Origin of the sequence: Pantoea sp. JKS000250 (assembly GCF_003201065.1) — a bacterium.
GTDB classification, from domain to species: Bacteria; Pseudomonadota; Gammaproteobacteria; order Enterobacterales; family Enterobacteriaceae; genus Pantoea; species Pantoea vagans.
The window spans coordinates 2,448,731-2,474,026 of the sequence record NZ_QICZ01000001.1; the positions used below are offsets into that span (position 1 = coordinate 2,448,731).

A 25,296-nucleotide genomic window follows, 5' to 3' on the forward strand; every position below is an offset into this window, starting at 1 on the left:
TCAGCATCTGAGCCTGTGGAGATACAATGACCCGCTATGAACATCTGGCTACGCTGCTGGCTCAGCGCATCGAACAAGGCTTATATCGCAGCGGTGAGCGCCTGCCTTCAGTACGCAGTCTGAGTACGGAGCATGGCGTCAGTATCAGTACCGTGCAGCAGGCTTATCATCTGCTGGAAGAGAAGCAGATGATTACACCGCAGTCGCGCTCCGGCTATTTTGTGGCGTCACGCAAAGCAACGCCGCCGATCCCTGCGCTGACCCGTCCCGCCCAGCGGCCGGTTGAGGTGACACAGTGGGATGCGGTGCTGGAATTGATTAACGGCCGTCTGGAAGATGATGTGTTGCAGCTGGGCAGTGGCATGCCCGATTTGACCCAGCCGACGCTTAAGCCGCTGTGGAAAGCTTTCAGCCGCCAGGCGCAGAAGCAGGACATGGCGCTGCTGAATTATGACAACCTTTATGGTGTGCTCGCGCTGCGGCAACAGGTTGCACGGCTGGCGATAGACAGCGGCTGTCAGCTCACGGCCGATGACATTGTCATTACGACCGGCTGCCACGAAGCGTTATCGGTCGCCGTACGCGCGGTCTGTGAGCCGGGCGATATCATTGCTGTTGAGTCACCGTCGTTTCACGGCATCATGCAAACCCTGCGCGGCTTTGGCATTCGTGCCATTGAAATCCCGACGGATGCGGTCACCGGCATCAGTCTGGAAGCGCTGGAACTGGCCTTTGATCAATGGCCGATCAAAGCGGTGGTCGTGGTGCCGAACTGCAATAATCCGCTGGGATTTATCATGCCGGAGCCGCGTAAGCGGGCACTACTGGCGCTGGCGCAAAGGTTTGATGCGGCGGTGATTGAAGATGATGTCTATGGTGAGTTAGCCTGGGAATATCCGCGTCCGCCCACCATTAAAGCGCTGGATCTCGATGGCCGGGTGCTGCTGTGCAGCTCCTTTTCCAAAACGCTGGCGCCGGGTCTGCGCGTCGGCTGGGTTGCTCCAGGCCGCTATCGTGACCGCGTGCTGCACATGAAATATATCGTCACCGGCTCCACCGCCACACAGCCTCAGCATGCGGTTTCCGAGTTTATCCGTCAGGGCCATTATCAGCCTCATCTGCGCCGGATGCGGCAACTCTACCACCGCAACTATGAAACCTTTAGCTGCTGGGTACGCCACTATTTTCCCTGCGGCATCTGCGTTTCCCGCCCTCAGGGCGGCTTTCTGATGTGGATAGAACTTCCCGAAGCGTTTGATGCGGTCCGGCTTAACCGGGAACTGCGCGAGTCAAAAATTCAGATTGCTGTAGGCTCACTGTTTTCAGCGTCGGGGAAATATCGTAACTGTCTGCGCTTAAACTACGGGCTGCCGATCAACGAGCAGACTGAACAGGCGCTGGCACTGGTGGGTACGGCCGTCGAACGTGCCATGCTCTCGTGCCAGCATGAGACGCAGACTTCCACCTCGACGCCCGCATAGCGAAAAGAAGAAGCAGGGCCGGCAAGAGGAGGGAACCGGCCCTGGTCAGATAACCTTAACCTGACGGATGCCACGTTAAGGTTTTGGATCACAGCACGCCAGCGGCAACATTCCACTTTGCGCGCTGCTTTCCCGGAAGAACGCTGGCGTTACCGATTTTGCAGCCAATATGCGCGGCAGGTTCCATAAACGCTTAATCGCCTGGTCCTGCCAGCGCCAGAAGCTTGCGCGTTGCGGCACGCCAGTCATCTGCCTGAGTAATCGCACTCACCACCGCAATGCTGCCGACGCCGGTGGCCAGCACCTCAGGTGCCCGTGCAATCGAGATACCGCCAATCGCCACGGTGGGAATATGCGACAGACGTGTCAGGTGTTGATTCAGCTGTGCAATGCCTTGCGGTGCAGAAGGCATCTCTTTGGTCTGCGTCGGGAAAATATGCCCAAGTGCGATGTAAGAGGGCTGGATTGCCAGAGCGCGATCCAGTTCCGCATCGTCGTGGGTAGAGAGTCCCAGTCGTAACCCGGCCTGATGAATGCGGGCAAGATCGGCGACATCCAGATCCTCCTGACCCAGATGTACGCCATAAGCATGATGTTTAATCGCCAGCTGCCAGTAATCATTGATAAACAGACGCGCGTCGTAGCGTTTGCCCAACGCAATTGCCTGAGCAATGGCGGGCTCGGCGGCCTCATCAGGCTGATCTTTGATACGCAGCTGCAGCGTGCGAACGCCCATCTCCAGCAGGCGTTCGAGCCACTCAGGGCTATCAACCACCGGATAAAGTCCCAGGCGCGGGGCGGTAGCGGGAAATGCAGGCATCCTTACTCCTCCTTAATGGCATCGGCAGGGTGATAGAGCTCACTGCCGCGGCTGCGGAAACGATCTGACATCTGCGCCATGCCAACTTCAACCGGCTCGGCACTGGCATCCTGGCGTGCCGCAAACTCGCGCACCTCCTGGGAAATTTTCATTGAGCAGAATTTGGGGCCGCACATTGAGCAGAAATGGGCCACCTTGCCCGATTCCTGCGGCAGGGTTTCATCATGCATCGCCCTTGCCGTATGGGGATCCAGCGCCAGGTTAAACTGATCTTCCCAGCGGAATTCAAAGCGCGCTTTGGACATGGCGTTATCACGGATCTGCGCACCGGGGTGGCCTTTCGCCAGATCGGCAGCATGCGCCGCGATTTTGTAGGTGATCAATCCCTGCTTCACGTCCTCTTTGTTCGGCAGACCCAGATGCTCTTTGGGCGTGACGTAGCAGAGCATGGCGCAACCAAACCAGCCAATCATGGCGGCACCGATACCCGAGGTGAAGTGGTCGTAGCCGGGCGCGATGTCAGTGGTCAGCGGGCCAAGCGTGTAGAAGGGGGCTTCATCGCACAGGTCGAGCTGTTCGGTCATATTACGGCGGATCATATGCATCGGCACATGTCCCGGACCTTCAATCATCACCTGAACGTCATACTCCCAGGCAATACGCGTCAGTTCACCCAGGGTTCGCAGTTCGGCAAACTGCGCCTCATCGTTGGCATCCTGAATCGAACCCGGACGCAGACCATCGCCCAGCGACAGGGAGACATCGTAAGCGGCGCAGATTTCACAGATCTCCCGGAAGTGCTCATACAGGAAGCTCTCCTGATGATGCGACAGGCACCATTTCGCCATGATCGATCCCCCCCGCGACACGATCCCGGTGAGACGTTTCGCCGTCATCGGGACATAACGCAGCAGCACGCCCGCGTGGATAGTGAAGTAATCGACGCCCTGTTCCGCCTGCTCCAGCAGTGTGTCCCGGAATATTTCCCAGTTCAGCGCCTCAGCCACGCCATTCACTTTTTCCAGCGCCTGATAGATCGGCACGCTACCGATGGGCACCGGGCTGTTTCGCAAAATCCATTCTCGCGTTTCATGAATATAGCGACCGGTAGAGAGATCCATCACCGTATCGGCACCCCAGCGGGTCGACCAGACCAGTTTTTCCACTTCTTCCTCGATAGAAGAGGTGACTGCCGAGTTACCGATATTGGCGTTGACCTTAACCAGGAAGTTACGGCCAATGATCATCGGCTCCGATTCCGGGTGATTGATATTGGCAGGGATGATGGCGCGTCCGGCTGCGACCTCCTGACGGACAAACTCGGGGGTAATGTCGGCGGGCAGATGTGCGCCAAAGCTGTGCCCCGGATGCTGTTGCAGCAGTACCTCACTGCGTATTCGCTCACGGCCCATGTTTTCCCGCAGGGCGATGAACTCCATCTCCGGGGTAATCGTGCCCTGACGGGCATAGTGCAGTTGCGTGACACGGCGGCCTGCACGGGCGCGGCGCGGTGTCGGCAGGTGATCGAAGCGCAGATGATCCAGCCCCTCGTCAGCCAGCCGCTGCTGGGTATAGCCCGAGCTGTTCTGTTCGAGAAGCTCACTGTCGTCGCGCTCAGCAATCCAGCGAGCGCGCAGCTTTTCCAGACCACGATGCACATCGATCTGCGCCGCGGGATCACCATAAGCACCCGCCGTGTCATAGACCGGCACCGCTTCATTTTGCTCATAGAGAGGCTGTTCTTTGGTGCCGCCGATGTGGGTCGGGCTTAGGGTGATTTCACGCATCGGCACGCGAATATCTTCCCGGCTGCCGGTAATCCAGATACGACGGGACTGGGGAAAAGCACTGCCGCTTTGCAGGGAATCGATAAATTCCTGCGCCTGGGCACGTTGTTCACGACGGGTCATTTTTGGGTCAGACATAGCAATCTTCCTGTTAAGGGGGAACGATGCTTGTCCGGAGTTCGGAAGGAGTAACCGTATAGACAGCACAGGCATGCTGGCATACAGAGAATTTTTACTCTTGTTCCCTACGCAGGTTCTAACCTGGTCAGGTTCCGCGGATCCCGAATTAACGGTCTCAGCCCAACTGGGCACTCCGACAAGAAGCAGTTTTTACGCAGGTGTCTGATAACAGACCCGGGCGTAAAAACCTTACATTTCAACGCTAAAATAACAAAGGTTCTCTGGAGAGTACTTCTCAGAACCTGTTCAGCATAAAAGGGCTACGGGATAATCTCAAGCCCTTTGCCGTTGTTAACCATCAAGCCGGACGCGCGATATGGCTGTCATTCGCCACTGGCGGCGTAGCAAGCTGGTTATCCCAGGCCAGCTGGATCAGCTTATCTTCCAGCGTAAAGCGTGATTCCAGCACTTCGCCCACTTCGGAGAGTGCCTGCTGGAAGGTCATGCAGTTTTCATCGTCAATCGCCTGCTGGAGGTGACCGTCATACAGCTGCATCAGACGCTCAGTATTCGCTTCCAGCGGAGGGTAGATCTGCGCGGCAGCGATCATCGGGCTGTCGCCACTCATTTCGCTGATTACGCGCTCATAGATACTGAAGTGACCGGCAGAAAGATAGTCGACCAGGCCGTGACAGAAGTTGTCGAGCGCCTGCTCGTCAAGACGCGTCAGCGCCTCTTTTTTAGGTTTAAGACCGACCAGGTGATAATAGGTCACCAGTAGCTGGCGGCGTGCTTCAAGCCACGAATCGACCAGTTCATTACTGCCACCTACGCGTTCAGCCAGGACGTCTAACTGGTTAAGCATATCTAACTCCATGTGAGTTATAGTTGTTTATCTACACACTTAACATCAGGGCTTCAGCGTGCGGGTTGACGCTAAGGATGACGAAATAAATGCAATGCGAAATCTCAAGCGTAGACGCTGGATGGTGGATTGTCAGCCATGAACAGAAACTTTGGTTGCCACAAGGTGATTTACCCCACGGAAACGCCGAAAAATTTGGTCTAACCGGCAGTAAGGCCCGGACCATTGGTGAATGGCAGGGCGAAAAAGTCTGGCTGATTTGTGAGCCGCGTTCTTCCGATATGTTCTCCGTGCGACAGCTGATCGATCAGGATGTGGAGCTGTTTCAGCTGGTGGGTCGCGGTGTACAGCTGGCGGAATTCTACCGTTCTCATCGCTGGTGCGGCTATTGCGGCCATGAGATGCACCACAGCAAACATGAATTTGCCTGTCTCTGCAGCCATTGCCATGAGCGTTACTATCCGCAGATCGCGCCCTGCATCATTGTGGCTATCCGTCGTGGCGATGAAATCCTGCTGGCGAATCATGCTCGCCATCGCAACAAGGTCTACACCGTGCTGGCCGGTTTTGTGGAGGTCGGTGAGACGCTGGAGCAGGCCGTTGCCCGGGAAGTGATGGAAGAGAGCAATATCCGCGTCAAAAACGTCCGTTACGTGACCTCCCAGCCGTGGCCCTTCCCACAATCGCTAATGACCGCTTTTATGGCGGAGTATGACAGTGGCGATCTGCAACACGACGGTAAAGAGCTGCTGGATGCCGCCTGGTTCCGTTTTGATGCGCTGCCTTTGCTGCCACCGCCAGGCACCGTGGCACGCCGCCTGATTGAAGATACCGTCGCCCTGTGCCGCGCCGAAGCGTGAAAGTGCTACACTACACGCCTGTTATTGAGAGAGTGTTGAGATGAGTGAACTGAAGAACGATCGTTATTTGCGTGCCCTGTTACGTCAGCCGGTCGATGTCACGCCGGTATGGATGATGCGACAAGCCGGGCGCTATTTGCCGGAGTACAAAGCGACACGCGCCCAGGCGGGTGATTTTATGTCGCTGTGTAAAAACGCCGAGCTGGCCTGTGAAGTGACCCTGCAGCCGCTGCGCCGTTATCCGCTGGATGCCGCCATCCTCTTCAGTGACATCCTGACCATTCCGGATGCGATGGGACTGGGTCTCTACTTTGAAACCGGCGAAGGCCCGCGTTTCTCTAACCCTGTCACCTGTCGCGCCGACGTTGAGCGTTTGCCGGTGCCCGATCCTGAAATGGAGCTGGGCTATGTGATGAATGCGGTCCGCACCATCCGTAAAAACCTGAATGGCGATCTGCCGCTGATTGGCTTCTCCGGCAGTCCGTGGACGCTGGCCACCTACATGGTGGAAGGCGGCAGCAGCAAGGCGTTTACCAAAATTAAGAAGATGATGTATGCCGATCCGGCGACGCTGCACGCGATGCTGGATAAGCTGGCCGACAGCGTCATCCTCTATCTCAACGCTCAGATCCGCGCCGGTGCGCAGTCCGTCATGGTCTTTGATACCTGGGGCGGCGTGCTGACCGGTCGTGACTATCGCGAATTCTCCCTGCACTACATGCACAAGATTGTCGATGGCCTGCTGCGTGAAAACGACGGCCGCCGCGTGCCGGTGACGCTCTTTACCAAAGGCGGCGGACAGTGGCTGGAAGCGATGGCAGCCACCGGTTGTGATGCGCTGGGTCTCGACTGGACCACCGATATTGATGATGCGCGCCGTCGCGTAGGCGACAAAGTTGCGCTGCAGGGCAACATGGATCCCTCTATGCTCTATGCGGCACCTGAACGTATCGAACAGGAGGTGGCCGGTATTCTGGAGCGTTTTGGCTCAGGCACTGGTCACGTCTTTAATCTGGGGCATGGCATTCATCAGGATGTTCCGCCCGAAAATGCCGGTGTTTTTGTTGACGCTGTGCATCGTTTATCACGTCCCTGGCATCAGGAGTAATCATGGACATTGCCGCACTTCGCGCTGAGCAGTTACAACGCGCCGCTGACGTGGTGCGTGAAGATGACTTTGACGTGCTGCCTCCCCGCTTTATTGGCGGGGCAGACGTTGGATTTGAGCAGGACGGCACCATCACGCGGGCGGCGATGGTGATACTGGAATATCCTTCGTTAACGCTGGTGGAGCATCGCATCGCGCGCGTTGAGACCACCATGCCCTATATTCCGGGCTTTCTCTCCTTCCGTGAATATCCGGCTCTGATGGCTGCCTGGCAGATGCTGGAGCAAAAGCCTGATCTGCTGTTTGTGGATGGGCACGGTATTTCGCATCCAAGACGACTGGGCGTCGCATCGCATTTTGGCCTGCTGGTCGATGTCCCCACGATTGGCGTTGCGAAAAGTCGTCTCTGCGGACGTTTTGACGATCTGGATGCGCAGCCTGGCAGCCGTCAGCCGCTGATCGACAAAGGTGAGCAGATAGGTTGGGTATGGCGCAGCAAGCTGCGTTGTAATCCGCTGTTTGTCGCCACCGGTCATCGTGTCAGCCTGGATACAGCGCTGCAGTGGGTCGAAAACTGTACGCGCGGTTACCGGTTGCCGGAACCCACCCGCTGGGCCGATGCGGTTGCCTCTAACCGAACCGCTTTCCAGCGCTGGCAAAACGCGCTTTAACACTGTTTGTGCTGCGGTTTTGCAGTTACACTGCGGCCAGAGAAACGAATAAGAGCCACCTTTATGTTACAGAACCCCGTTCATCTGCGTCTGGCGAAGCTGGAAAGCTGGCAGCACCTGACTTTTATGGCCTGCCTGTGCGAACGCATGTATCCCAACTATCGCGCATTCTGCGAGCAGACTGAATTTGCCGATCCGGCACTCTATCGCCGGATTCTTGATCTGATCTGGGAAAACCTGACGGTTAAAGATGCGAAGATTAACTTCGACAGCCAGCTGGAAAAACTCGAAGCCGCCATTCCTGATGGCGATGCATTTGAGGTTTACGGCGTTTATCCGGCTATCGATGCCTGTGTGGCATTAAGCGAAGTCGTCCATGCGCAGCTGAGCGGCGAAACGCTTGAGCATGCTATTGAAGTCAGCGAGACCTCAATTACCACTGTCGCTATGCTGGAGATGACCCAGGCTGGACGCGAAATGACCGATGAAGAGCTGCGTGAAAATCCGGCTATCATCGATGAGTGGGACCTCCAGTGGGAGATTTTCCGTCTGCTGGCGGAGTGTGAAGAGCGCGACCTTGAATTGATTAAAGGTCTGCGATCTGACCTGCGTGAAGCGGGAATTAGCAACATCGGTATAAATTTCCAGCAGTAAGGCGATAAAACGTGACTTCAGGCCCGAATTAGCGCGCCTGAAGGCTTCACATTGGCCCCCTGTCTGGTCTACATTTGGGGGGCTGAAAATTGTGGCTATCGGTGCGTGCAGGCAGAAGAGTGCCAGAATATGGCTTTTCCCTCGCACTCGTTGCTTAGCAAGCGATAAATACACTTTAAGGATAACTTATGAACAAGACTCAACTGATTGATGTGATCGCAGAAAAAGCTGACCTGTCTAAAACCCAGGCAAAGGCAGCGCTGGAATCTACTCTGGCTGCGATCACTGAGTCTCTGAAAGATGGTGATGCTGTACAACTGGTTGGTTTTGGTACTTTTAAAGTGAACCACCGCGCTGAGCGTACCGGTCGTAACCCGCAGACTGGCAAAGAGATCAAAATCGCTGCAGCAAACGTACCGGCATTCGTGTCTGGTAAAGCGCTGAAAGACGCCGTTAAGTAAGACGTCGCACTGCGGTTAAGCTTTAAAACAGGGGGCGTTTCGCCCCTTTTGTTTTTAAGAGGCCAGCCATCATGACTTCGCTGTTACCGCGTTTATCTGTTCTGTTTCTCTCTCTGTTTCTTTTCGGCTGTAGCTCGACGCCGGATATTCCTCCCTTTTCTGCCAGTGGCTATCTTGCCGATCGTGGTGTTGTGCGAATCTGGCGCAAAAATAGCGATCATCAGTCGGTTCATATTCGCACCCTCTATACGCCGTTCAGTGGCGGGGAAGGTGAAGTGACTGACTATGTCTGGCTGGAAGAGTCATTGATCAGCATTCAGCGACAGGTGAAGGGCAAGCAACCTGACGATGTGACCCTGCGCTTCGACCAGGCCGGTGGTCTCAACTTTATGCAGCGCCAGCTTGCAGGCCGGCGTGAAGCGGTCAGCCCGGATTCGATTGAACTCTATAAGTTTGATGCTCAGCGCATGCGTAACCTCAGCGATGCGCTGTTAAGCGGTCAGGTGTTTCTGAAACAGGGGCACTGGCTGGGAAATAATGTGCTGGAGAGTTGTGAAGGCCAGCAGGTCAGACCCGCTTTTGATGCTGACGATCTGCAGATGCTGATACAGCAGCAGCGTAGCGCATCGGCACCACTGATGGTGTCATGGCTTGAAGCGCCTGAAGGGATACAGTTGTTGCGGGTCAGCCAGCAGGATGACTGCTCACAGCAGCCGACAGAAGACGATATGTGAATTGAAGAGGGGGCACCCTGTGCCCCCTTTGCTTATTTGCGATTAATAGCGCGATAGCCGATATCGCGGCGACAGAAGCTGCCCTGCCAGGAGATCGGCTTTGTCAGCTCGTAAGCCCGCTTTTGTGCCGCAGCCACATCGTCACCCAGTGCGGTGACGCACAGCACGCGGCCACCGTTCGTCAACACCCGATCCTCTTCCAGACGTGTTCCGGCGTGGAAAACCTTGCCGTCAGCCACTTCTTCCAGTGGCAGCCCATGAATCTGATCGCCCTGAGCATAATCACCCGGATAACCGCCGGCCGCCAGTACCACACCCAGCGCAGGACGGGGATCCCATTGTGACGTTTTCTGATCCAGCTTGCCGTCGCAGGCAGCCAGGCAAAGATCGACCAGATCCGACTGCAGGCGCAGCATGATCGGCTGCGTTTCCGGATCGCCGAAGCGGCAGTTAAATTCGATCACTTTCGGCTGCCCGGTGTGATCGATCATCAGGCCGGCATAGAGAAAACCGGTGTAGATGTTGCCTTCAGCCGCCATGCCACGTACGGTCGGCCAGATGACCTGATCCATCACGCGCTGGTGGATCTCATCGGTGACCACCGGTGCCGGCGAGTAAGCGCCCATGCCACCGGTGTTCGGACCGGTATCGCCATCGCCGACACGTTTATGATCCTGGCTGGTGGCCATAGGCAGCACATTCTCGCCGTCCACCATCACGATGAAGCTGGCTTCTTCGCCATCCAGAAACTCTTCAATCACAATACGGTGTCCGGCATCGCCAAAGGCGTTACCGGCCAGCATATCCTGAACCGCATCTTCAGCTTCCTGCAGCGTCATCGCGACAATGACGCCTTTACCTGCGGCCAGGCCGTCGGCTTTGATAACAATGGGCGCGCCTTTCTCACGCAGATACGCAAGAGCAGGCTCAACGTCGGTAAAGTTCTGATACGCTGCGCTGGGGATCTGATGACGCGCCAGGAAATCTTTGGTAAAGGCTTTAGAGCCTTCCAGCTGTGCCGCGGCCTGCGTCGGACCAAAGATAGCCAGCCCCGCTTCACGGAAGGCATCTACGACGCCGAGCACCAGCGGCGCTTCCGGTCCGACAATCGTCAGATCGATCTTTTCACGCTGAGCAAACTCAAGCAGAGCAGGGATGTCGGTGGCTCCGATTGCGACATTCTGCAGCGCAGGTTCTAATGCCGTGCCCGCATTACCCGGCGCGACAAATACGGTTTCCGCCAGTGGTGACTGGGCCGCTTTCCAGGCCAGAGCATGTTCACGTCCGCCGTTGCCGATTACTAAAATTTTCATCTGTTACTCTCCGAATCGATTAATGGCGGAAGTGACGCATGTCGGTGAAGATCATCGCAATGTCATGCTCATCCGCTGCCGCAATCACTTCTTCATCGCGGATGGAGCCGCCTGGCTGGATAACGCAGCTCACGCCTGCCGCGGCGGCAGCATCAATACCGTCGCGGAACGGGAAGAAGGCATCTGACGCCATGGCTGAGCCTATCACTTCCAGACCTTCATCGGCTGCTTTAATACCTGCAATTTTTGCGGAGTAAACGCGGCTCATCTGACCCGCACCAATGCCGATAGTCATGTTGTCGCGTGCATACACAATGGCATTGGACTTAACGAACTTCGCAACTTTCCAGCAGAACAGTGCATCGCGCAGTTCCTGCCCGGTTGGCTGGCGCTTGCTGACGACACGCAGCTGGCTGGCTTCCACCATGCCAAGATCGCGATCCTGGACCAGCAGGCCGCCGTTGACGCGTTTGAAATCCAGGGCGGCGGTACGGTTCTGCCACTGGCCGCAGATCAGGACACGGACATTCTGCTTCGCAGCGGTAATTTTCAGCGCGGCTTCGGAAACGGCGGGCGCGATGATCACCTCAACAAACTGGCGGCTGATAATGGCCTGCGCCGTTGCTTCATCCAGCTCGCGGTTAAAGGCAATGATGCCGCCAAACGCGGAAGTGGGGTCGGTCTGGTAAGCACGCTCGTAGGCTGCCAGCAGATCGTCACCGGTTGCGACACCACAAGGGTTGGCATGCTTAACGATGACGCACGCGGGTTCACTGAACTCTTTCACACACTCCAGTGCCGCATCTGTGTCAGCAATATTGTTATAGGAGAGCGCTTTGCCCTGAACCTGCTGCGCGGTCGCTACTGAGGCTTCAGTGATATTCTCTTCTATATAGAAGGCAGCATCCTGATGGCTGTTCTCGCCGTAACGCATATCCTGCTTCTTGATGAAGTTCAGATTCAGCGTCCGTGGGAAACGGCCGGCGGGCTGGTTACGTTCACCGTGATAGGCAGGCACCAGGGTACCGAAGTAGTTAGCGATCATGCTGTCATAGGCGGCGGTGTGTTCGAACGCTTTGATTGCCAGATCGAAACGGGTCTCAAGCGTCAGCGCGTTCTCGTGAGTGTCCATTTCAGCAATGATGGCGTCGTAGTCGCCGCTGCTGACCACAATGGCGACATCTTTATGGTTCTTGGCAGCAGAGCGCACCATGGTCGGGCCACCGATATCGATGTTTTCCACCGCATCTTCCAGTGAACATCCTTCACGGGCGACCGTCTGTGCAAAGGGATAGAGGTTAACGACCACCATGTCGATTGGGCTGATGTCGTGCTGTGCCATGATGGCATCATCCTGGCCGCGACGACCTAAAATGCCGCCATGCACTTTCGGATGCAGGGTTTTGACGCGTCCATCCATCATTTCCGGAAAACCGGTGTAGTCAGAGACTTCAGTGACAGCCAGGCCCGCATCCGCCAGCAGGCGAGCGGTTCCACCTGTGGAGAGCAGTTCGACACCGCGATGGGAGAGCGCCTGAGCAAATTCGAGGATACCGGCTTTGTCAGAGACACTGAGCAATGCGCGGCGTACAGGACGAGGTTGTTGCATGGTGGTTTATCCCTTGGCTTTGTTTCGCGTATATAAGAGCGTTACATCAGGTTTTATCGCGTTTTTCTCTTCTATATAAGAAGAAAAGATCAAAAACCTCAGGTAACGCCCCGATAAGGGGGGTCCGGAATATTGCCCGGCATTGTAGCGAAAACGTTTGCGTGATGCTCGCCTAAATTCATTTACCCCAATGAGTGTGGATAACATTGTGCGTAACTGCGTATAACAGCGGCTTTTGCTGTGGAATGCAGCGAACGCGCTTTTTTATGCATTTTATGGGTTGCGCCCCTGCGCGAACTCCCTATAATGCGCATCCATCAACACGGAACACCGGCAACGGGAAACGGGCTGAGAGGCACAGGAGACTGCGCCGCCGGAGAAAAACTTCTGAGAAAGAGGTTGACTCTGCAGGAGGAAAGCGTAATATACGCCACCTCGCGACAGGACGCTAACGCACTGTTCGCACTGCTCTTTAACAATTTATCAGACAATCTGTGTGGGCACTCGCAGGATTGATATCAGCGTCTTAGGACGCAACAAAATATCAAAGCCTCACGAGTGAACACATAATGAAATTCATTATGACGTTTTACAGATGAGCACCGCTTAACTTGTTTAAGCAAATCAAACTTAAATTGAAGAGTTTGATCATGGCTCAGATTGAACGCTGGCGGCAGGCCTAACACATGCAAGTCGGACGGTAGCACAGAGGAGCTTGCTCCTTGGGTGACGAGTGGCGGACGGGTGAGTAATGTCTGGGGATCTGCCCGATAGAGGGGGATAACCACTGGAAACGGTGGCTAATACCGCATAACGTCGCAAGACCAAAGAGGGGGACCTTCGGGCCTCTCACTATCGGATGAACCCAGATGGGATTAGCTAGTAGGCGGGGTAATGGCCCACCTAGGCGACGATCCCTAGCTGGTCTGAGAGGATGACCAGCCACACTGGAACTGAGACACGGTCCAGACTCCTACGGGAGGCAGCAGTGGGGAATATTGCACAATGGGCGCAAGCCTGATGCAGCCATGCCGCGTGTATGAAGAAGGCCTTCGGGTTGTAAAGTACTTTCAGCGGGGAGGAAGGCGATGTGGTTAATAACCGCGTCGATTGACGTTACCCGCAGAAGAAGCACCGGCTAACTCCGTGCCAGCAGCCGCGGTAATACGGAGGGTGCAAGCGTTAATCGGAATTACTGGGCGTAAAGCGCACGCAGGCGGTCTGTTAAGTCAGATGTGAAATCCCCGGGCTTAACCTGGGAACTGCATTTGAAACTGGCAGGCTTGAGTCTTGTAGAGGGGGGTAGAATTCCAGGTGTAGCGGTGAAATGCGTAGAGATCTGGAGGAATACCGGTGGCGAAGGCGGCCCCCTGGACAAAGACTGACGCTCAGGTGCGAAAGCGTGGGGAGCAAACAGGATTAGATACCCTGGTAGTCCACGCCGTAAACGATGTCGACTTGGAGGTTGTTCCCTTGAGGAGTGGCTTCCGGAGCTAACGCGTTAAGTCGACCGCCTGGGGAGTACGGCCGCAAGGTTAAAACTCAAATGAATTGACGGGGGCCCGCACAAGCGGTGGAGCATGTGGTTTAATTCGATGCAACGCGAAGAACCTTACCTACTCTTGACATCCACGGAATTTGGCAGAGATGCCTTAGTGCCTTCGGGAACCGTGAGACAGGTGCTGCATGGCTGTCGTCAGCTCGTGTTGTGAAATGTTGGGTTAAGTCCCGCAACGAGCGCAACCCTTATCCTTTGTTGCCAGCGATTCGGTCGGGAACTCAAAGGAGACTGCCGGTGATAAACCGGAGGAAGGTGGGGATGACGTCAAGTCATCATGGCCCTTACGAGTAGGGCTACACACGTGCTACAATGGCGCATACAAAGAGAAGCGACCTCGCGAGAGCAAGCGGACCTCACAAAGTGCGTCGTAGTCCGGATCGGAGTCTGCAACTCGACTCCGTGAAGTCGGAATCGCTAGTAATCGTGGATCAGAATGCCACGGTGAATACGTTCCCGGGCCTTGTACACACCGCCCGTCACACCATGGGAGTGGGTTGCAAAAGAAGTAGGTAGCTTAACCTTCGGGAGGGCGCTTACCACTTTGTGATTCATGACTGGGGTGAAGTCGTAACAAGGTAACCGTAGGGGAACCTGCGGTTGGATCACCTCCTTACCTGAAGATACCTTCCCGCGCAGTGTCCACACAGATTGTCTGATAGAAAATAACGAGCAAAGTGTCTTTCGAAGACAGACTTAATTGTCCCCTTCGTCTAGAGGCCCAGGACACCGCCCTTTCACGGCGGTAACAGGGGTTCGAATCCCCTAGGGGACGCCAAAGCTTGGTGACAGGTGAAAGATGTTACCCACATATCTTAAAGATGACTTACGAGTCATGTTTAAGATATTGCTCTTTAACAATCCGGAACAAGCTGAAAATTGAAACGACGTGTCGTTTTCATTCTCCGTAATAAGAATGAAAAATACGATGCGTTCGAGTCTCTCAAATGCTTACAGCTTACAGCGTTGAAAAACGCCTGTGGGTTGTGAGGTTAAGCGACTAAGCGTACACGGTGGATGCCCAGGCAGTCAGAGGCGATGAAGGACGTGCTAATCTGCGTAAAGCGACGGTAAGGTGATATGAACCGCTACAGCCGTCGATGTCCGAATGGGGAAACCCGGTGCACTCTGTGCATCATTGCAGCATGAATACATAGTGCTGCAAGGCGAACCGGGGGAACTGAAACATCTAAGTACCCCGAGGAAAAGAAATCAACCGAGATTCCCCCAGTAGCGGCGAGCGAACGGGGAGCAGCCCAGAGCCTGAATCAGCATGTGTGTTAGTGGAAGCGTCTGGAAAGTCGCAGGGTACAGGGTGATACTCCCGTACACAAAAGCGCATATGCTGTGAGCTCGATGAGTAAGGCGGGACACGTGGTATCCTGTCTGAATATGGGGGGACCATCCTCCAAGGCTAAATACTCCTGACTGACCGATAGTGAACCAGTACCGTGAGGGAAAGGCGAAAAGAACCCCGGCGAGGGGAGTGAAACAGAACCTGAAACCGTGTACGTACAAGCAGTGGGAGCCTTGATTTATCAGGGTGACTGCGTACCTTTTGTATAATGGGTCAGCGACTTATATTCTGTAGCAAGGTTAACCGTATAGGGGAGCCGCAGGGAAACCGAGTCTTAACTGGGCGTTAAGTTGCAGGGTATAGACCCGAAACCCGGTGATCTAGCCATGGGCAGGTTGAAGGTTGGGTAACACTAACTGGAGGACCGAACCGACTAATGTTGAAAAATTAGCGGATGACCTGTGGCTGGGGGTGAAAGGCCAATCAAACCGGGAGATAGCTGGTTCTCCCCGAAAGCTATTTAGGTAGCGCCTCGTGAACTCATCCTCGGGGGTAGAGCACTGTTTCGGCTAGGGGGCCATCCCGGCTTACCAACCCGATGCAAACTGCGAATACCGAGGAATGTTATCACGGGAGACACACGGCGGGTGCTAACGTCCGTCGTGAAGAGGGAAACAACCCAGACCGCCAGCTAAGGTCCCAAAGTCATGGTTAAGTGGGAAACGATGTGGGAAGGCACAGACAGCCAGGATGTTGGCTTAGAAGCAGCCATCATTTAAAGAAAGCGTAATAGCTCACTGGTCGAGTCGGCCTGCGCGGAAGATGTAACGGGGCTAAACCATGCACCGAAGCTGCGGCAGCGACGCTTATGCGTTGTTGGGTAGGGGAGCGTTCTGTAAGCCGTCGAAGGTGTGCTGTGAGGCATGCTGGAGGTATCAGAAGTGCGAATGCTGACATAAGTAACGATAAAGCGGGTGAAAAGCCCGCTCGCCGGAAGACCAAGGGTTCCTGTTCAACGTTAATCGGAGCAGGGTGAGTCGACCCCTAAGGCGAGGCCGAAAGGCGTAGTCGATGGGAAACAGGTTAATATTCCTGTACTCGGTGTTACTGCGAAGGGGGGACGGAGAAGGCTATATCAGCCGGGCGACGGTTGTCCCGGTTTAAGCGTGTAGGCGGAGGGTCCAGGTAAATCCGGTCCCTTATTAACGCTGAGGCGTGACGACGAGGCACTACGGTGCTGAAGTGATAAATGCCCTGCTTCCAGGAAAAGCCTCTAAGCATCAGGTAACACAGAATCGTACCCCAAACCGACACAGGTGGTCAGGTAGAGAATACCAAGGCGCTTGAGAGAACTCGGGTGAAGGAACTAGGCAAAATGGTGCCGTAACTTCGGGAGAAGGCACGCTGGCGCGTAGGTGGAGGGATTTACTCCCCGAGCCGAAGCCAGTCGAAGATACCAGCTGGCTGCAACTGTTTATTAAAAACACAGCACTGTGCAAACACGAAAGTGGACGTATACGGTGTGACGCCTGCCCGGTGCCGGAAGGTTAATTGATGGGGTTATCCGCAAGGAGAAGCTCTTGATCGAAGCCCCGGTAAACGGCGGCCGTAACTATAACGGTCCTAAGGTAGCGAAATTCCTTGTCGGGTAAGTTCCGACCTGCACGAATGGCGTAATGATGGCCAGGCTGTCTCCACCCGAGACTCAGTGAAATTGAACTCGCTGTGAAGATGCAGTGTACCCGCGGCAAGACGGAAAGACCCCGTGAACCTTTACTACAGCTTGACACTGAACATTGAGCCTTGATGTGTAGGATAGGTGGGAGGCTTTGAAGCGCGGACGCCAGTCTGCGTGGAGCCAACCTTGAAATACCACCCTTTAATGTTTGATGTTCTAACGTAGGCCCGTGATCCGGGCTGCGGACAGTGTCTGGTGGGTAGTTTGACTGGGGCGGTCTCCTCCTAAAGAGTAACGGAGGAGCACGAAGGTCAGCTAATCACGGTCGGACATCGTGAGGTTAGTGCAATGGCATAAGCTGGCTTGACTGCGAGAGTGACGGCTCGAGCAGGTGCGAAAGCAGGTCATAGTGATCCGGTGGTTCTGAATGGAAGGGCCATCGCTCAACGGATAAAAGGTACTCCGGGGATAACAGGCTGATACCGCCCAAGAGTTCATATCGACGGCGGTGTTTGGCACCTCGATGTCGGCTCATCACATCCTGGGGCTGAAGTAGGTCCCAAGGGTACGGCTGTTCGCCGTTTAAAGTGGTACGCGAGCTGGGTTTAGAACGTCGTGAGACAGTTCGGTCCCTATCTGCCGTGGGCGCTGGAGAATTGAGGGGGGTTGCTCCTAGTACGAGAGGACCGGAGTGAACGCACCACTGGTGTTCGGGTTGTCATGCCAATGGCATTGCCCGGTAGCTAAGTGCGGAAAAGATAAGTGCTGAAAGCATCTAAGCACGAAACTTGCCCCGAGATGAGTTCTCCCTGACCCCTTGAGGGTCCTGAAGGGACGTTGAAGACTACGACGTTGATAGGCCGGGTGTGTAAGCGCAGCGATGCGTTGAGCTAACCGGTACTAATGACCCGTGAGGCTTAACCTTACAACGCCAGAGGCGTTTTTGAGAGACAGATTTTCAGCTTATTCCGGATAAAATTAGCGGAAACGAAAGATTTTGCGGCGTGACAAGGCGCAGAGCGAAGACATCAGCGGGAGCATACTGAGGTATGTGACCGGTGTGGCTGAGCGATGGCAACGCGGTCATGGCGGGAAAGATTCGTTTCGTGCACCAAGATTTGCCTGGCGGCTGTAGCGCGGTGGTCCCACCTGACCCCATGCCGAACTCAGAAGTGAAACGCCGTAGCGCCGATGGTAGTGTGGGGCCTCCCCATGCGAGAGTAGGGAACTGCCAGGCATCAAATAAGTGAAAAAGCCCCGCACGAAAGTGCGGGGCTTTTTTACGTCTGTTGTTTGCCACTTTAAGCTGAAACATTTTCATTTTCTGCATGAAACCTCGACATCTTACAACGATCACGCTAATGTTGGGCATCCAGATGTCTAAACGTTTATATGGTTGCGAGAGGTGAGCAGGCTATGCCAATCAGGGTTCCCGACGAATTACCGGCAGTGAATTTTTTGCGTGACGAAAATGTCTTTGTCATGACATCGTCGCGCGCCAGTGTTCAGGAGATCCGACCGCTTAAAGTGCTCATACTGAATCTGATGCCGAAAAAGATCGAAACGGAGAACCAGTTTCTGCGTCTGCTTTCCAACTCGCCCTTGCAGATCGATATTCAGCTGCTGCGCATCGACAGCCGTGAGTCACGCAATACGCCCACTGAGCACCTCAACAACTTCTACTGCAATTTTGAAGATATCCAGCACGACAACTACGATGGCTTAATCGTGACAGGTGCACCACTGGGACTGGTCGATTTTAATGATGTCGCCTACTGGCCCCAGATTCAGCGCGTACTGCACTGGGCAAATGAGCATGTCACCTCCACCCTGTTTGTCTGCTGGGCCGTGCAGGCTGCGCTTAATATTCTGTATGGCATTCCCAAGCAAACCCGGCATAACAAGCTGTCTGGCGTCTATGAGCACCAGATTCTGCATCCCCATGCGTTACTGACCCGAGGTTTTGATGATAATTTCCTTGCGCCACACTCACGCTATGCTGATTTTCCTACTCAGCTGATCACGGATTACACCGATCTTGAGCTGTTTGCTGAATCGGAACAAACCGGCGCCTATCTGATGGCGAGTAAAGATAAACGTCTGGTGTTTGTTACCGGTCACCCGGAGTATGATGCGCTGACGTTGTCGGGTGAGTATCATCGCGATTATGAAGCGGGAGTCGGCCCGGAAGTTCCATATAACTACTTCCCGCAGGATAATCCGGCTCTGCCACCGCGCGCCACCTGGCGAAGTCACGGCAATCTGCTGTTCTCGAACTGGCTCAACTACTATGTTTACCAGATCACTCCGTTCGATCTGCGCCGCATGAATCCAACGCTGGAATAGTCCCACCTGACGATCAACTGAACCGTGTTAGCCAAAGGCAACACGGTTTTTTTTCGTCTGTAAAACGCTAATGAAATCCGTTCCTTTAATAAAAAGGACTTTAATTGCATGTAAAACATCGGGATAGAATAATTTATATGCAAAAATGGAAATAGTTTTTGATTTAGAAAAATAAATGCTTATGCTCTGATCCTGTCGCTCACAAAACGAACACCGTGTGGATCCGCTGCATTCGATCCTTTGAATACAGGAGAAAACCAGCATGACAGACTCAGTGATCAGCCATACCCTCTCTTTCAGCCAGCCCTTTAACCATGCCGAACAGCAGTTATTAACCCTCGAGGCCGTCTCTTTTCTGGAGGCGCTGGTTGCGCGCTTTGCACCGCAACGCGACGTGCTGTTATCAGATCGCCAGCAGCGTCAGCAGCAATATGACCAGGGCTATCTGCCAGACTTCGATATGGAAACCGCTTCCATAAGAGCCAGCGAATGGCGTATTCAATCCATTCCGGCAGACTTAGAAGATCGTCGGGTCGAGATCACGGGGCCACCCGAGCGAAAAATGGTGATTAATGCCCTGAACGCAAACGTAAAAGTTTTTATGGCCGACTTTGAGGATTCGCTGTCACCGGAGTGGTCAAAACTGATTGACGGGCAGCTGACACTGCGCGAAGCGGTGCAGGGCACCCTGAGTTACACCAGCGACACGGGCAAAATTTATCAGCTCGGCGCTAATCCAGCGGTGCTGATGTGCCGGGTTCGCGGCCTGCATCTGTCAGAAAAACATGTCAGCTGGCAGGGTGAGGCGATTCCGGGCGGGCTGTTTGATTTCGCACTCTATTTCTTCCACAACGTCCGGCCTTTGCTGGCTAAGGGCAGTGGACCTTACTTCTATCTGCCTAAGACCGAGAGCTGGCAGGAGATCGCATGGTGGCGTGAGATCTTCAGCTTCAGCGAGGATCAGTTCGATCTGCCGCGCGGCACGATCAAAGCAACAGTGCTGATTGAAACCTTACCCGCCGTGTTTCAGATGGATGAGATCCTCTGGAATCTGCGCGATCACATCGTTGGACTCAACTGTGGCCGCTGGGACTACATCTTCAGCTACATCAAAACCCTGAAACAGCATCCGGATCGCGTCCTGCCGGATCGCCAGTCCGTCACCATGTCTCAGCCATTTCTGGATGCTTACTCGCGTCTGCTGATTAAAACCTGTCATCGCCGGGGAGCATTCGCGATGGGCGGTATGTCAGCGCTGATCCCCGCTAAAGATCCGACGCGCAATGCCTGGGTGCTGCAGCGCGTGACGGAAGATAAACAACGGGAGGCGGGCAACGGGCATGACGGCACATGGATTGCGCATCCGGGCCTGGCAGATACCGCTATGGCGGTCTTTGATGCTGCGCTGGACGACCGGCCGAATCAGCTGCATGTCATGCGTGAAGAAGATGCCCCGATCACGGCGGAGCAATTACTCGCACCCTGTCAGGGTGAGCGCACCGAAGCGGGGATGCGCGCCAACATCCGCGTCGCCCTGCAATACCTTGAAGCCTGGATCAGCGGTAACGGCTGTGTGCCGATTGACGGGCTGATGGAGGATGCCGCTACCGCTGAGATTGCACGCACCTCAATCTGGCAATGGATTCGTCACCAGCAAATGCTGAACAGTGGCCAGCGGGTCACGGCCGAACTGTTTCTGCGCTGGCTGAACGAAGAGCTGCATCTGCTGCAAAACGCGCTGGGTGAAGCCCGCTTTAGTGCCGGTCGCTATGATGACGCGGCGCAGCTGATGGCGCAGATCACCACCGAGCGCGAGCTGGTTTCCTTTCTTACCCTGCCAGGCTACCGCCTGATCCCCTGAACAGAGGAGCTATTGCCATGACACGTACTCAACAGATCGATCAACTGGAACAACTCTGGCAGACCGCACGCTGGGAGGGCATTACCCGTCCTTATAGCGCCGCAGAGGTCGTCAATCTGCGCGGCTCGGTCCTGCCCGCCTGTACGCTGGCAGAGCGCGGTGCGGAGAAGTTATGGGCGCTGCTGAACGGCGAAGCGAAGAAAGGGTATATCAACAGTCTGGGGGCGCTCAGCGGTGGACAGGCGCTGCAGCAGGCCAAAGCGGGCATTGAAGCAATTTACCTTTCTGGCTGGCAGGTGGCTGCGGATGCCAACGTAGCCGGGCAGATGTATCCCGATCAGTCGCTCTACCCGGTGAACTCGGTGCCGGAAGTGGTGATGCGCATCAATCAGACCTTTCAGCGTGCCGATCAGATTCAGTGGTCCAGCGGTATCGAAAAGGGTGACAGCCGATACACCGATTTCTTTCTGCCGATTGTCGCTGATGCGGAAGCCGGTTTTGGCGGCGTGCTCAATGCGTATGAGCTGATGAAGGCGATGATTCAGGCGGGCGCGGCTGCGGTTCACTTCGAAGATCAGCTGGCGGCGGTAAAAAAGTGCGGTCACATGGGTGGCAAAGTGCTGGTACCGACTCAGGAAGCGATTCAGAAACTGGTGGCGGCGCGGCTGGCTGCGGATGTCATGGGCGTGCCAACGGTACTGCTGGCCCGCACCGATGCCGACGCCGCGGACCTGATTACCTCAGACTGCGATGAATACGATCGTCCTTTTATCCGTGGCGATCGGACGGCAGAAGGCTTCTTCCGCACACACGCTGGCATTGAACAGGCGATCAGCCGCGGGCTGGCCTATGCCCCTTATGCTGACATTCTGTGGTGCGAAACCTCGACGCCGGATCTGGCGATGGCGCAGCGCTTTGCCGACGCCATCCATGCGCGCTTCCCCGGCCAACTGCTGGCCTACAACTGCTCGCCATCGTTCAACTGGAAGAAGAACCTCGACGACCGCACCATCGCGAAGTTCCAGCAGGCGCTGAGCGACATGGGCTATCGCTTCCAGTTCATCACGCTGGCGGGCATCCACAGCATGTGGTTCAACATGTTCGATCTGGCGCATGCCTATGCCCAGGGCGAAGGCATGCGTCACTACGTGGAAAAAGTGCAGCAGCCTGAGTTCGCCGCCCGCGATCGCGGTTACAGCTTCTCGTCACATCAGCAGGAAGTGGGCACTGGCTATTTCGATCAGGTGACCAACATCATTCAGGGCGGTAAGTCTTCGGTCACCGCGCTCACCGGTTCGACCGAAGAGCATCAGTTCTGACGCTTCTCCTATGACGGATTCCCCGCCCGCACCACGCGGGCGGGCATTGACCGGATCTGACTATGCCGCCACGTGAATCCCTGATCGCCCACACTATCCTGCAGGGTTTTGATGCTCAGTATGGCCGTTTTCTGGATATTACCGCCGGGGCGCAGCAGCGGTTCGAGCAGGCAGAATGGCAGGCAGTGCAGCATGCGATGAAGGCCCGCATTCATCTCTATGATCATCACGTCAGTCTTGTCGCCGATCAACTGCGGGTGCTGAATGGCGCGGCCAGCTGGGATGAGATTTTCTGGCTGCGGGTCAAGGAACACTATCAAAGCCTGCTGCCCGGCTATCCCCGGCATGAAATTGCTGAAAGCTTCTTTAACTCGGTTTACTGCCGGTTGCATGGACATACCGACCTGCAGCCGGACCGGCTGTTTATTTTCAGCTCTCAGGCCCAGACTGCGCCGGTGACACCTTTGCGACCGTTGTCGCGCCATTATCAGCCGGAGCGGGGCTGGCAGGCATTGGTGGATCAGGTGCTGGGAGATTTACCGCTGACGCTGCCCTGGCAGCACCGCGCGCGTGATGTCGGGTGGATTGTCCGCCATCTGGCGTCGCATTTCCCCCGGCTTGATCAGGGCTGGCTGGAGGTCAACAGTGAACTCTTCTATCGCAACAAAACCGCCTGGCTGGTGGCGCGCCTGCAGCTGCCGGAAGGCATTTTTCCCTGTCTGCTGCCGATCCAGCGCACGGAAGCTGGCGAACTGTGGATCGACACCTGCCTGACTGATGTGAATGACGCCAGCATTGTGTTTGGTTTTGCCCGTGCCTATTTCATGGTGTATGCCCCGGTGCCTGCAGCGCTGGTCGCCTGGCTGCAACCGATTCTGCCCGGTAAAACCCTGGCGGAGCGCTATATGGCGATTGGCTGTCAGAAGCACGGTAAAACTGAAAGCTATCGTGAATATCTTCAGGCGCTGGCAGAGAGTGACACCGCTTTTGAGATCGCGCCTGGCGTGCGCGGCATGGTGATGCTGGTCTTCACGCTGCCGGGCTTTGACTGGGTGTTCAAGGTAATAAAGGATCGCTTCGCACCGCAAAAAGAGGTGACGGAAGCGCAGGTCCGCGCCTGTTATCAGCAGGTCAAAGAGCACGATCGCGTGGGACGGATGGCGGATACGCAGGCGTTCGAGCAGTTTGCGCTGCCACTGTCGCGTATCTCACCGGCACTGCTGGCGGAACTTCACGCCTGCGTGGCAGAGAAGCTGCATATCGAAGGCGATCGCCTGATCATCCATCATCTGTGGCTTGAGCGTCGTATGCAGCCGCTTAATCTCTATCTGGCTCAGGCCAGCGACGCTGAGCGACGACACGCCATTGAGGAGTATGGTAATGCCATTAAACAGCTGGCAGCCGCCAACATCTTTCCTGGCGACATGCTGTTTAAAAACTTCGGCATAACCCGCCATGGGCGCGTGATTTTCTACGACTACGATGAGATCCGCCCGATGCAGGAGCTGAATTTTCGCGAGGTGCCCGCGGCGCGCTATGAGGAGGATGAACTCAGCGCCGAACCGTGGTACAGCGTCGGGCCGGACGATGTCTTCCCGGAAACCTTCCGCTATGCGTTATGCAGTGAAGCCGCGACCGGTGCCTTGCTGCTGCAACTGCATCCCGAGATATTCGACGCCCGCTGGTGGCGCGCGCAGCAGCAACGCCTCGCCCTGGGTCATGTGGAGGAGGTGATCGCCTGGCGGCAGACACAGCGTTTCAGCGTCTGCTATGCGGCGGAGACGGTCAACGGCCGCTATACGCCAGCGTAACCTGACGCGCTTCGCGGATGACCAGCGCACCTAATTCCGTAATCCGATCGTCTGTCATGCGCGCGATGGGGCCGGAAATCGAAAGAGCGGCAAACGCCTCGCCATGTTCATCATAAATGGGCGCGGCGACACAGCGCAGTCCGAGCGCATGCTCTTCATCATCCAGCGAAAAACCCGCTTTGCGCACCTGCGCCAGATTCTCTTTCAGACTCTGTGGCGACATCAGGGTTTTCGGCGTGTAGTAATGCAATCCTTTCTGATGCAGCAGGGCGGTGACCTGCTCATCACCCAGATGGGCCAGAAAGGCTTTGCCTGCGCCTGACGCGTGCATCGGCAGTTTGCCGCCAATCGGCGCAGACATCCTCATCAGCTGGGTGCATTGTACCTGATCAATGATCACCGCCTGGTGGTCGCTGAGATCCAGCACCGCCAGATTCACCGTCTCACCGGACTGCTCCATCAGGCTGCGCAGCACCGGGTGGACCAGCGCCAGCAGATTGCGGCTTTGCAGAAAACTGCTGCCAACCACAAAGGCGTGCGCGCCGATTGTCCACAGCCCGAGATCGCCCACCTGGCGGACAAAGCCCTGCTGCTGCATGGTGCTGAGCAGGCGATGCGTGGTGGAGTTAGGCAGGCCCGCCTGCTGTGCCAGCTCGGTCAGCGCCACGCTGCCATGTGAATCCGCAATCAGCTCCAGCAGCGTCAGGCCGCGCGTCAGCGATTGAACCTGACCGCCCGCCGGTGCGGCGACAGGGGTGCCGCGGGGTTTCTTACCGCGCTTAACAGGAACGGGCGTTGCCATCGTTGTCTCTCCTTTTGCATTGTGGAAATCATTTTCGTTTTAATCACACCGTTTGCAAACGCTGGTTTTCTGGTCAGACCTGTATGACCATGGATGGAACCTGTCGCAGAAGAGGTTACTTTGTCGCCAGACAGGCTTGTG

Annotated in this window: 17 protein-coding genes, 1 tRNA gene, 3 rRNA genes and 1 riboswitch; of the genes, 15 read left to right on the forward strand and 6 right to left on the reverse strand. The window is 55.6% G+C overall.

What is annotated here, in order from left to right; genetic code table 11:
- Window positions 1–26 precede the first annotated feature (26 nt).
- Entirely contained in the window at window positions 27–1,481 is a 1,455-nt protein-coding gene (locus BY447_RS11670) for a PLP-dependent aminotransferase family protein (protein ID WP_110331176.1), read from the forward strand.
- Between the two features lie 193 nt (window positions 1,482–1,674).
- Here the strand turns inward: BY447_RS11670 and thiE are convergent, their stop codons facing one another.
- From thiE to BY447_RS11685, 3 genes are all read right to left on the reverse strand, one after another.
- On the reverse strand, window positions 1,675–2,301 hold the full coding sequence (gene thiE / locus BY447_RS11675; RefSeq protein WP_110331177.1) for a thiamine phosphate synthase: 627 nt from the start codon (window positions 2,299–2,301) through the stop codon (window positions 1,675–1,677).
- Window positions 2,302–2,303: 2 nt separating this feature from the next.
- Window positions 2,304–4,226 (reverse strand): phosphomethylpyrimidine synthase ThiC, encoded by a 1,923-nt coding sequence (gene thiC, locus BY447_RS11680; RefSeq protein WP_110331178.1) that lies wholly within the window; start codon window positions 4,224–4,226, stop codon window positions 2,304–2,306.
- An 87-nt stretch (window positions 4,227–4,313) separates the two neighbouring features.
- Window positions 4,314–4,414, reverse strand: a riboswitch (TPP riboswitch).
- A 152-nt stretch (window positions 4,415–4,566) separates the two neighbouring features.
- Entirely contained in the window at window positions 4,567–5,073 is a 507-nt protein-coding gene (locus tag BY447_RS11685) for an Rsd/AlgQ family anti-sigma factor (protein ID WP_013359740.1), read from the reverse strand.
- 89 nt (window positions 5,074–5,162) lie between these two features.
- Between BY447_RS11685 and nudC the strand changes: the two genes are divergently transcribed.
- From nudC to BY447_RS11715, 6 genes are all read left to right on the forward strand, one after another.
- Complete coding sequence (gene nudC, locus BY447_RS11690) at window positions 5,163–5,933, forward strand: NAD(+) diphosphatase (RefSeq protein WP_110331179.1); 771 nt, start codon at window positions 5,163–5,165, stop codon at window positions 5,931–5,933.
- A 40-nt stretch (window positions 5,934–5,973) separates the two neighbouring features.
- Complete coding sequence (hemE, locus tag BY447_RS11695; protein WP_013359742.1) at window positions 5,974–7,041, forward strand: uroporphyrinogen decarboxylase; 1,068 nt, start codon at window positions 5,974–5,976, stop codon at window positions 7,039–7,041.
- A gap of 2 nt (window positions 7,042–7,043) precedes the next feature.
- A complete protein-coding gene (gene nfi, locus BY447_RS11700) occupies window positions 7,044–7,712 on the forward strand; it encodes a deoxyribonuclease V (RefSeq protein ID WP_013359743.1) in 669 nt (222 codons plus the stop codon).
- Window positions 7,713–7,775: 63 nt separating this feature from the next.
- Complete coding sequence (locus BY447_RS11705) at window positions 7,776–8,366, forward strand: YjaG family protein (RefSeq protein WP_013359744.1); 591 nt, start codon at window positions 7,776–7,778, stop codon at window positions 8,364–8,366.
- A 188-nt stretch (window positions 8,367–8,554) separates the two neighbouring features.
- Window positions 8,555–8,827 carry a nucleoid-associated protein HU-alpha gene (hupA, locus tag BY447_RS11710; RefSeq protein WP_003850136.1) on the forward strand — a complete coding sequence of 91 codons (273 nt, stop codon included), beginning with the start codon at window positions 8,555–8,557 and terminating at the stop codon, window positions 8,825–8,827.
- Between the two features lie 71 nt (window positions 8,828–8,898).
- A complete protein-coding gene (locus BY447_RS11715) occupies window positions 8,899–9,561 on the forward strand; it encodes a DUF1481 domain-containing protein (RefSeq protein ID WP_033784449.1) in 663 nt (220 codons plus the stop codon).
- 32 nt (window positions 9,562–9,593) lie between these two features.
- Here the strand turns inward: BY447_RS11715 and purD are convergent, their stop codons facing one another.
- A complete protein-coding gene (purD, locus tag BY447_RS11720; RefSeq protein ID WP_110331180.1) occupies window positions 9,594–10,874 on the reverse strand; it encodes a phosphoribosylamine--glycine ligase in 1,281 nt (426 codons plus the stop codon).
- A 19-nt stretch (window positions 10,875–10,893) separates the two neighbouring features.
- Window positions 10,894–12,483, reverse strand: coding sequence for a bifunctional phosphoribosylaminoimidazolecarboxamide formyltransferase/IMP cyclohydrolase (gene purH, locus BY447_RS11725; RefSeq protein ID WP_110331181.1), 1,590 nt, complete (start codon window positions 12,481–12,483; stop codon window positions 10,894–10,896).
- Window positions 12,484–13,115: 632 nt separating this feature from the next.
- On the opposite strand from purH, the gene BY447_RS11730 reads away from it, so the two are divergent.
- The 8 genes from BY447_RS11730 to aceK all read left to right on the forward strand — a co-directional run bounded on the left by BY447_RS11730 (window position 13,116) and on the right by aceK (window position 24,353).
- Window positions 13,116–14,657 (forward strand): 16S ribosomal RNA (locus tag BY447_RS11730).
- 86 nt (window positions 14,658–14,743) lie between these two features.
- A tRNA-Glu gene (locus BY447_RS11735) sits at window positions 14,744–14,819 on the forward strand.
- A 212-nt stretch (window positions 14,820–15,031) separates the two neighbouring features.
- Window positions 15,032–17,941, forward strand: a 23S ribosomal RNA gene (locus tag BY447_RS11740).
- A 196-nt stretch (window positions 17,942–18,137) separates the two neighbouring features.
- Window positions 18,138–18,253: ribosomal RNA gene (rrf, locus tag BY447_RS11745) — 5S ribosomal RNA — on the forward strand.
- Together the 16S, 23S and 5S rRNA genes with 1 tRNA gene alongside form the textbook arrangement of a ribosomal RNA operon.
- 179 nt (window positions 18,254–18,432) lie before the next feature.
- Entirely contained in the window at window positions 18,433–19,362 is a 930-nt protein-coding gene (gene metA, locus BY447_RS11750) for a homoserine O-acetyltransferase MetA (RefSeq protein ID WP_110331182.1), read from the forward strand.
- A gap of 262 nt (window positions 19,363–19,624) precedes the next feature.
- Entirely contained in the window at window positions 19,625–21,223 is a 1,599-nt protein-coding gene (gene aceB / locus BY447_RS11755) for a malate synthase A (protein WP_107319235.1), read from the forward strand.
- A 17-nt stretch (window positions 21,224–21,240) separates the two neighbouring features.
- Entirely contained in the window at window positions 21,241–22,542 is a 1,302-nt protein-coding gene (gene aceA, locus BY447_RS11760) for an isocitrate lyase (RefSeq protein WP_110331183.1), read from the forward strand.
- 62 nt (window positions 22,543–22,604) lie between these two features.
- A complete protein-coding gene (aceK, locus tag BY447_RS11765) occupies window positions 22,605–24,353 on the forward strand; it encodes a bifunctional isocitrate dehydrogenase kinase/phosphatase (RefSeq protein WP_110331184.1) in 1,749 nt (582 codons plus the stop codon).
- On the opposite strand, the gene iclR is transcribed toward aceK, so the two are convergent.
- Window positions 24,328–25,155 (reverse strand): glyoxylate bypass operon transcriptional repressor IclR, encoded by an 828-nt coding sequence (gene iclR, locus BY447_RS11770; RefSeq protein ID WP_033784456.1) that lies wholly within the window; start codon window positions 25,153–25,155, stop codon window positions 24,328–24,330. The two genes, aceK and iclR, sit on opposite strands and share 26 nt — an antisense overlap.
- Window positions 25,156–25,296 lie beyond the last annotated feature (141 nt).

Bases quoted from the DNA above. Each gene is read 5' to 3' on its own strand.
- nfi (WP_013359743.1), top strand. From the start codon at position 7,044: ATGGACATTGCCGCACTTCGCGCTGAGCAGTTACAACGCGCCGCTGAC.
- metA (WP_110331182.1), top strand. From the start codon at position 18,433: ATGCCAATCAGGGTTCCCGACGAATTACCGGCAGTGAATTTTTTGCGT.
- BY447_RS11685 (WP_013359740.1), bottom strand. From the start codon at position 5,073: ATGCTTAACCAGTTAGACGTCCTGGCTGAACGCGTAGGTGGCAGTAAT.
- thiE (WP_110331177.1), bottom strand. From the start codon at position 2,301: ATGCCTGCATTTCCCGCTACCGCCCCGCGCCTGGGACTTTATCCGGTG.
- purD (WP_110331180.1), bottom strand. From the start codon at position 10,874: ATGAAAATTTTAGTAATCGGCAACGGCGGACGTGAACATGCTCTGGCC.
- iclR (WP_033784456.1), bottom strand. From the start codon at position 25,155: ATGGCAACGCCCGTTCCTGTTAAGCGCGGTAAGAAACCCCGCGGCACC.
- hupA (WP_003850136.1), top strand. From the start codon at position 8,555: ATGAACAAGACTCAACTGATTGATGTGATCGCAGAAAAAGCTGACCTG.
- aceA (WP_110331183.1), top strand. From the start codon at position 21,241: ATGACACGTACTCAACAGATCGATCAACTGGAACAACTCTGGCAGACC.
- BY447_RS11670 (WP_110331176.1), top strand. From the start codon at position 27: ATGACCCGCTATGAACATCTGGCTACGCTGCTGGCTCAGCGCATCGAA.
- hemE (WP_013359742.1), top strand. From the start codon at position 5,974: ATGAGTGAACTGAAGAACGATCGTTATTTGCGTGCCCTGTTACGTCAG.
- aceK (WP_110331184.1), top strand. From the start codon at position 22,605: ATGCCGCCACGTGAATCCCTGATCGCCCACACTATCCTGCAGGGTTTT.
- BY447_RS11705 (WP_013359744.1), top strand. From the start codon at position 7,776: ATGTTACAGAACCCCGTTCATCTGCGTCTGGCGAAGCTGGAAAGCTGG.
- aceB (WP_107319235.1), top strand. From the start codon at position 19,625: ATGACAGACTCAGTGATCAGCCATACCCTCTCTTTCAGCCAGCCCTTT.
- purH (WP_110331181.1), bottom strand. From the start codon at position 12,483: ATGCAACAACCTCGTCCTGTACGCCGCGCATTGCTCAGTGTCTCTGAC.
- thiC (WP_110331178.1), bottom strand. From the start codon at position 4,226: ATGTCTGACCCAAAAATGACCCGTCGTGAACAACGTGCCCAGGCGCAG.
- BY447_RS11715 (WP_033784449.1), top strand. From the start codon at position 8,899: ATGACTTCGCTGTTACCGCGTTTATCTGTTCTGTTTCTCTCTCTGTTT.
- nudC (WP_110331179.1), top strand. From the start codon at position 5,163: ATGCAATGCGAAATCTCAAGCGTAGACGCTGGATGGTGGATTGTCAGC.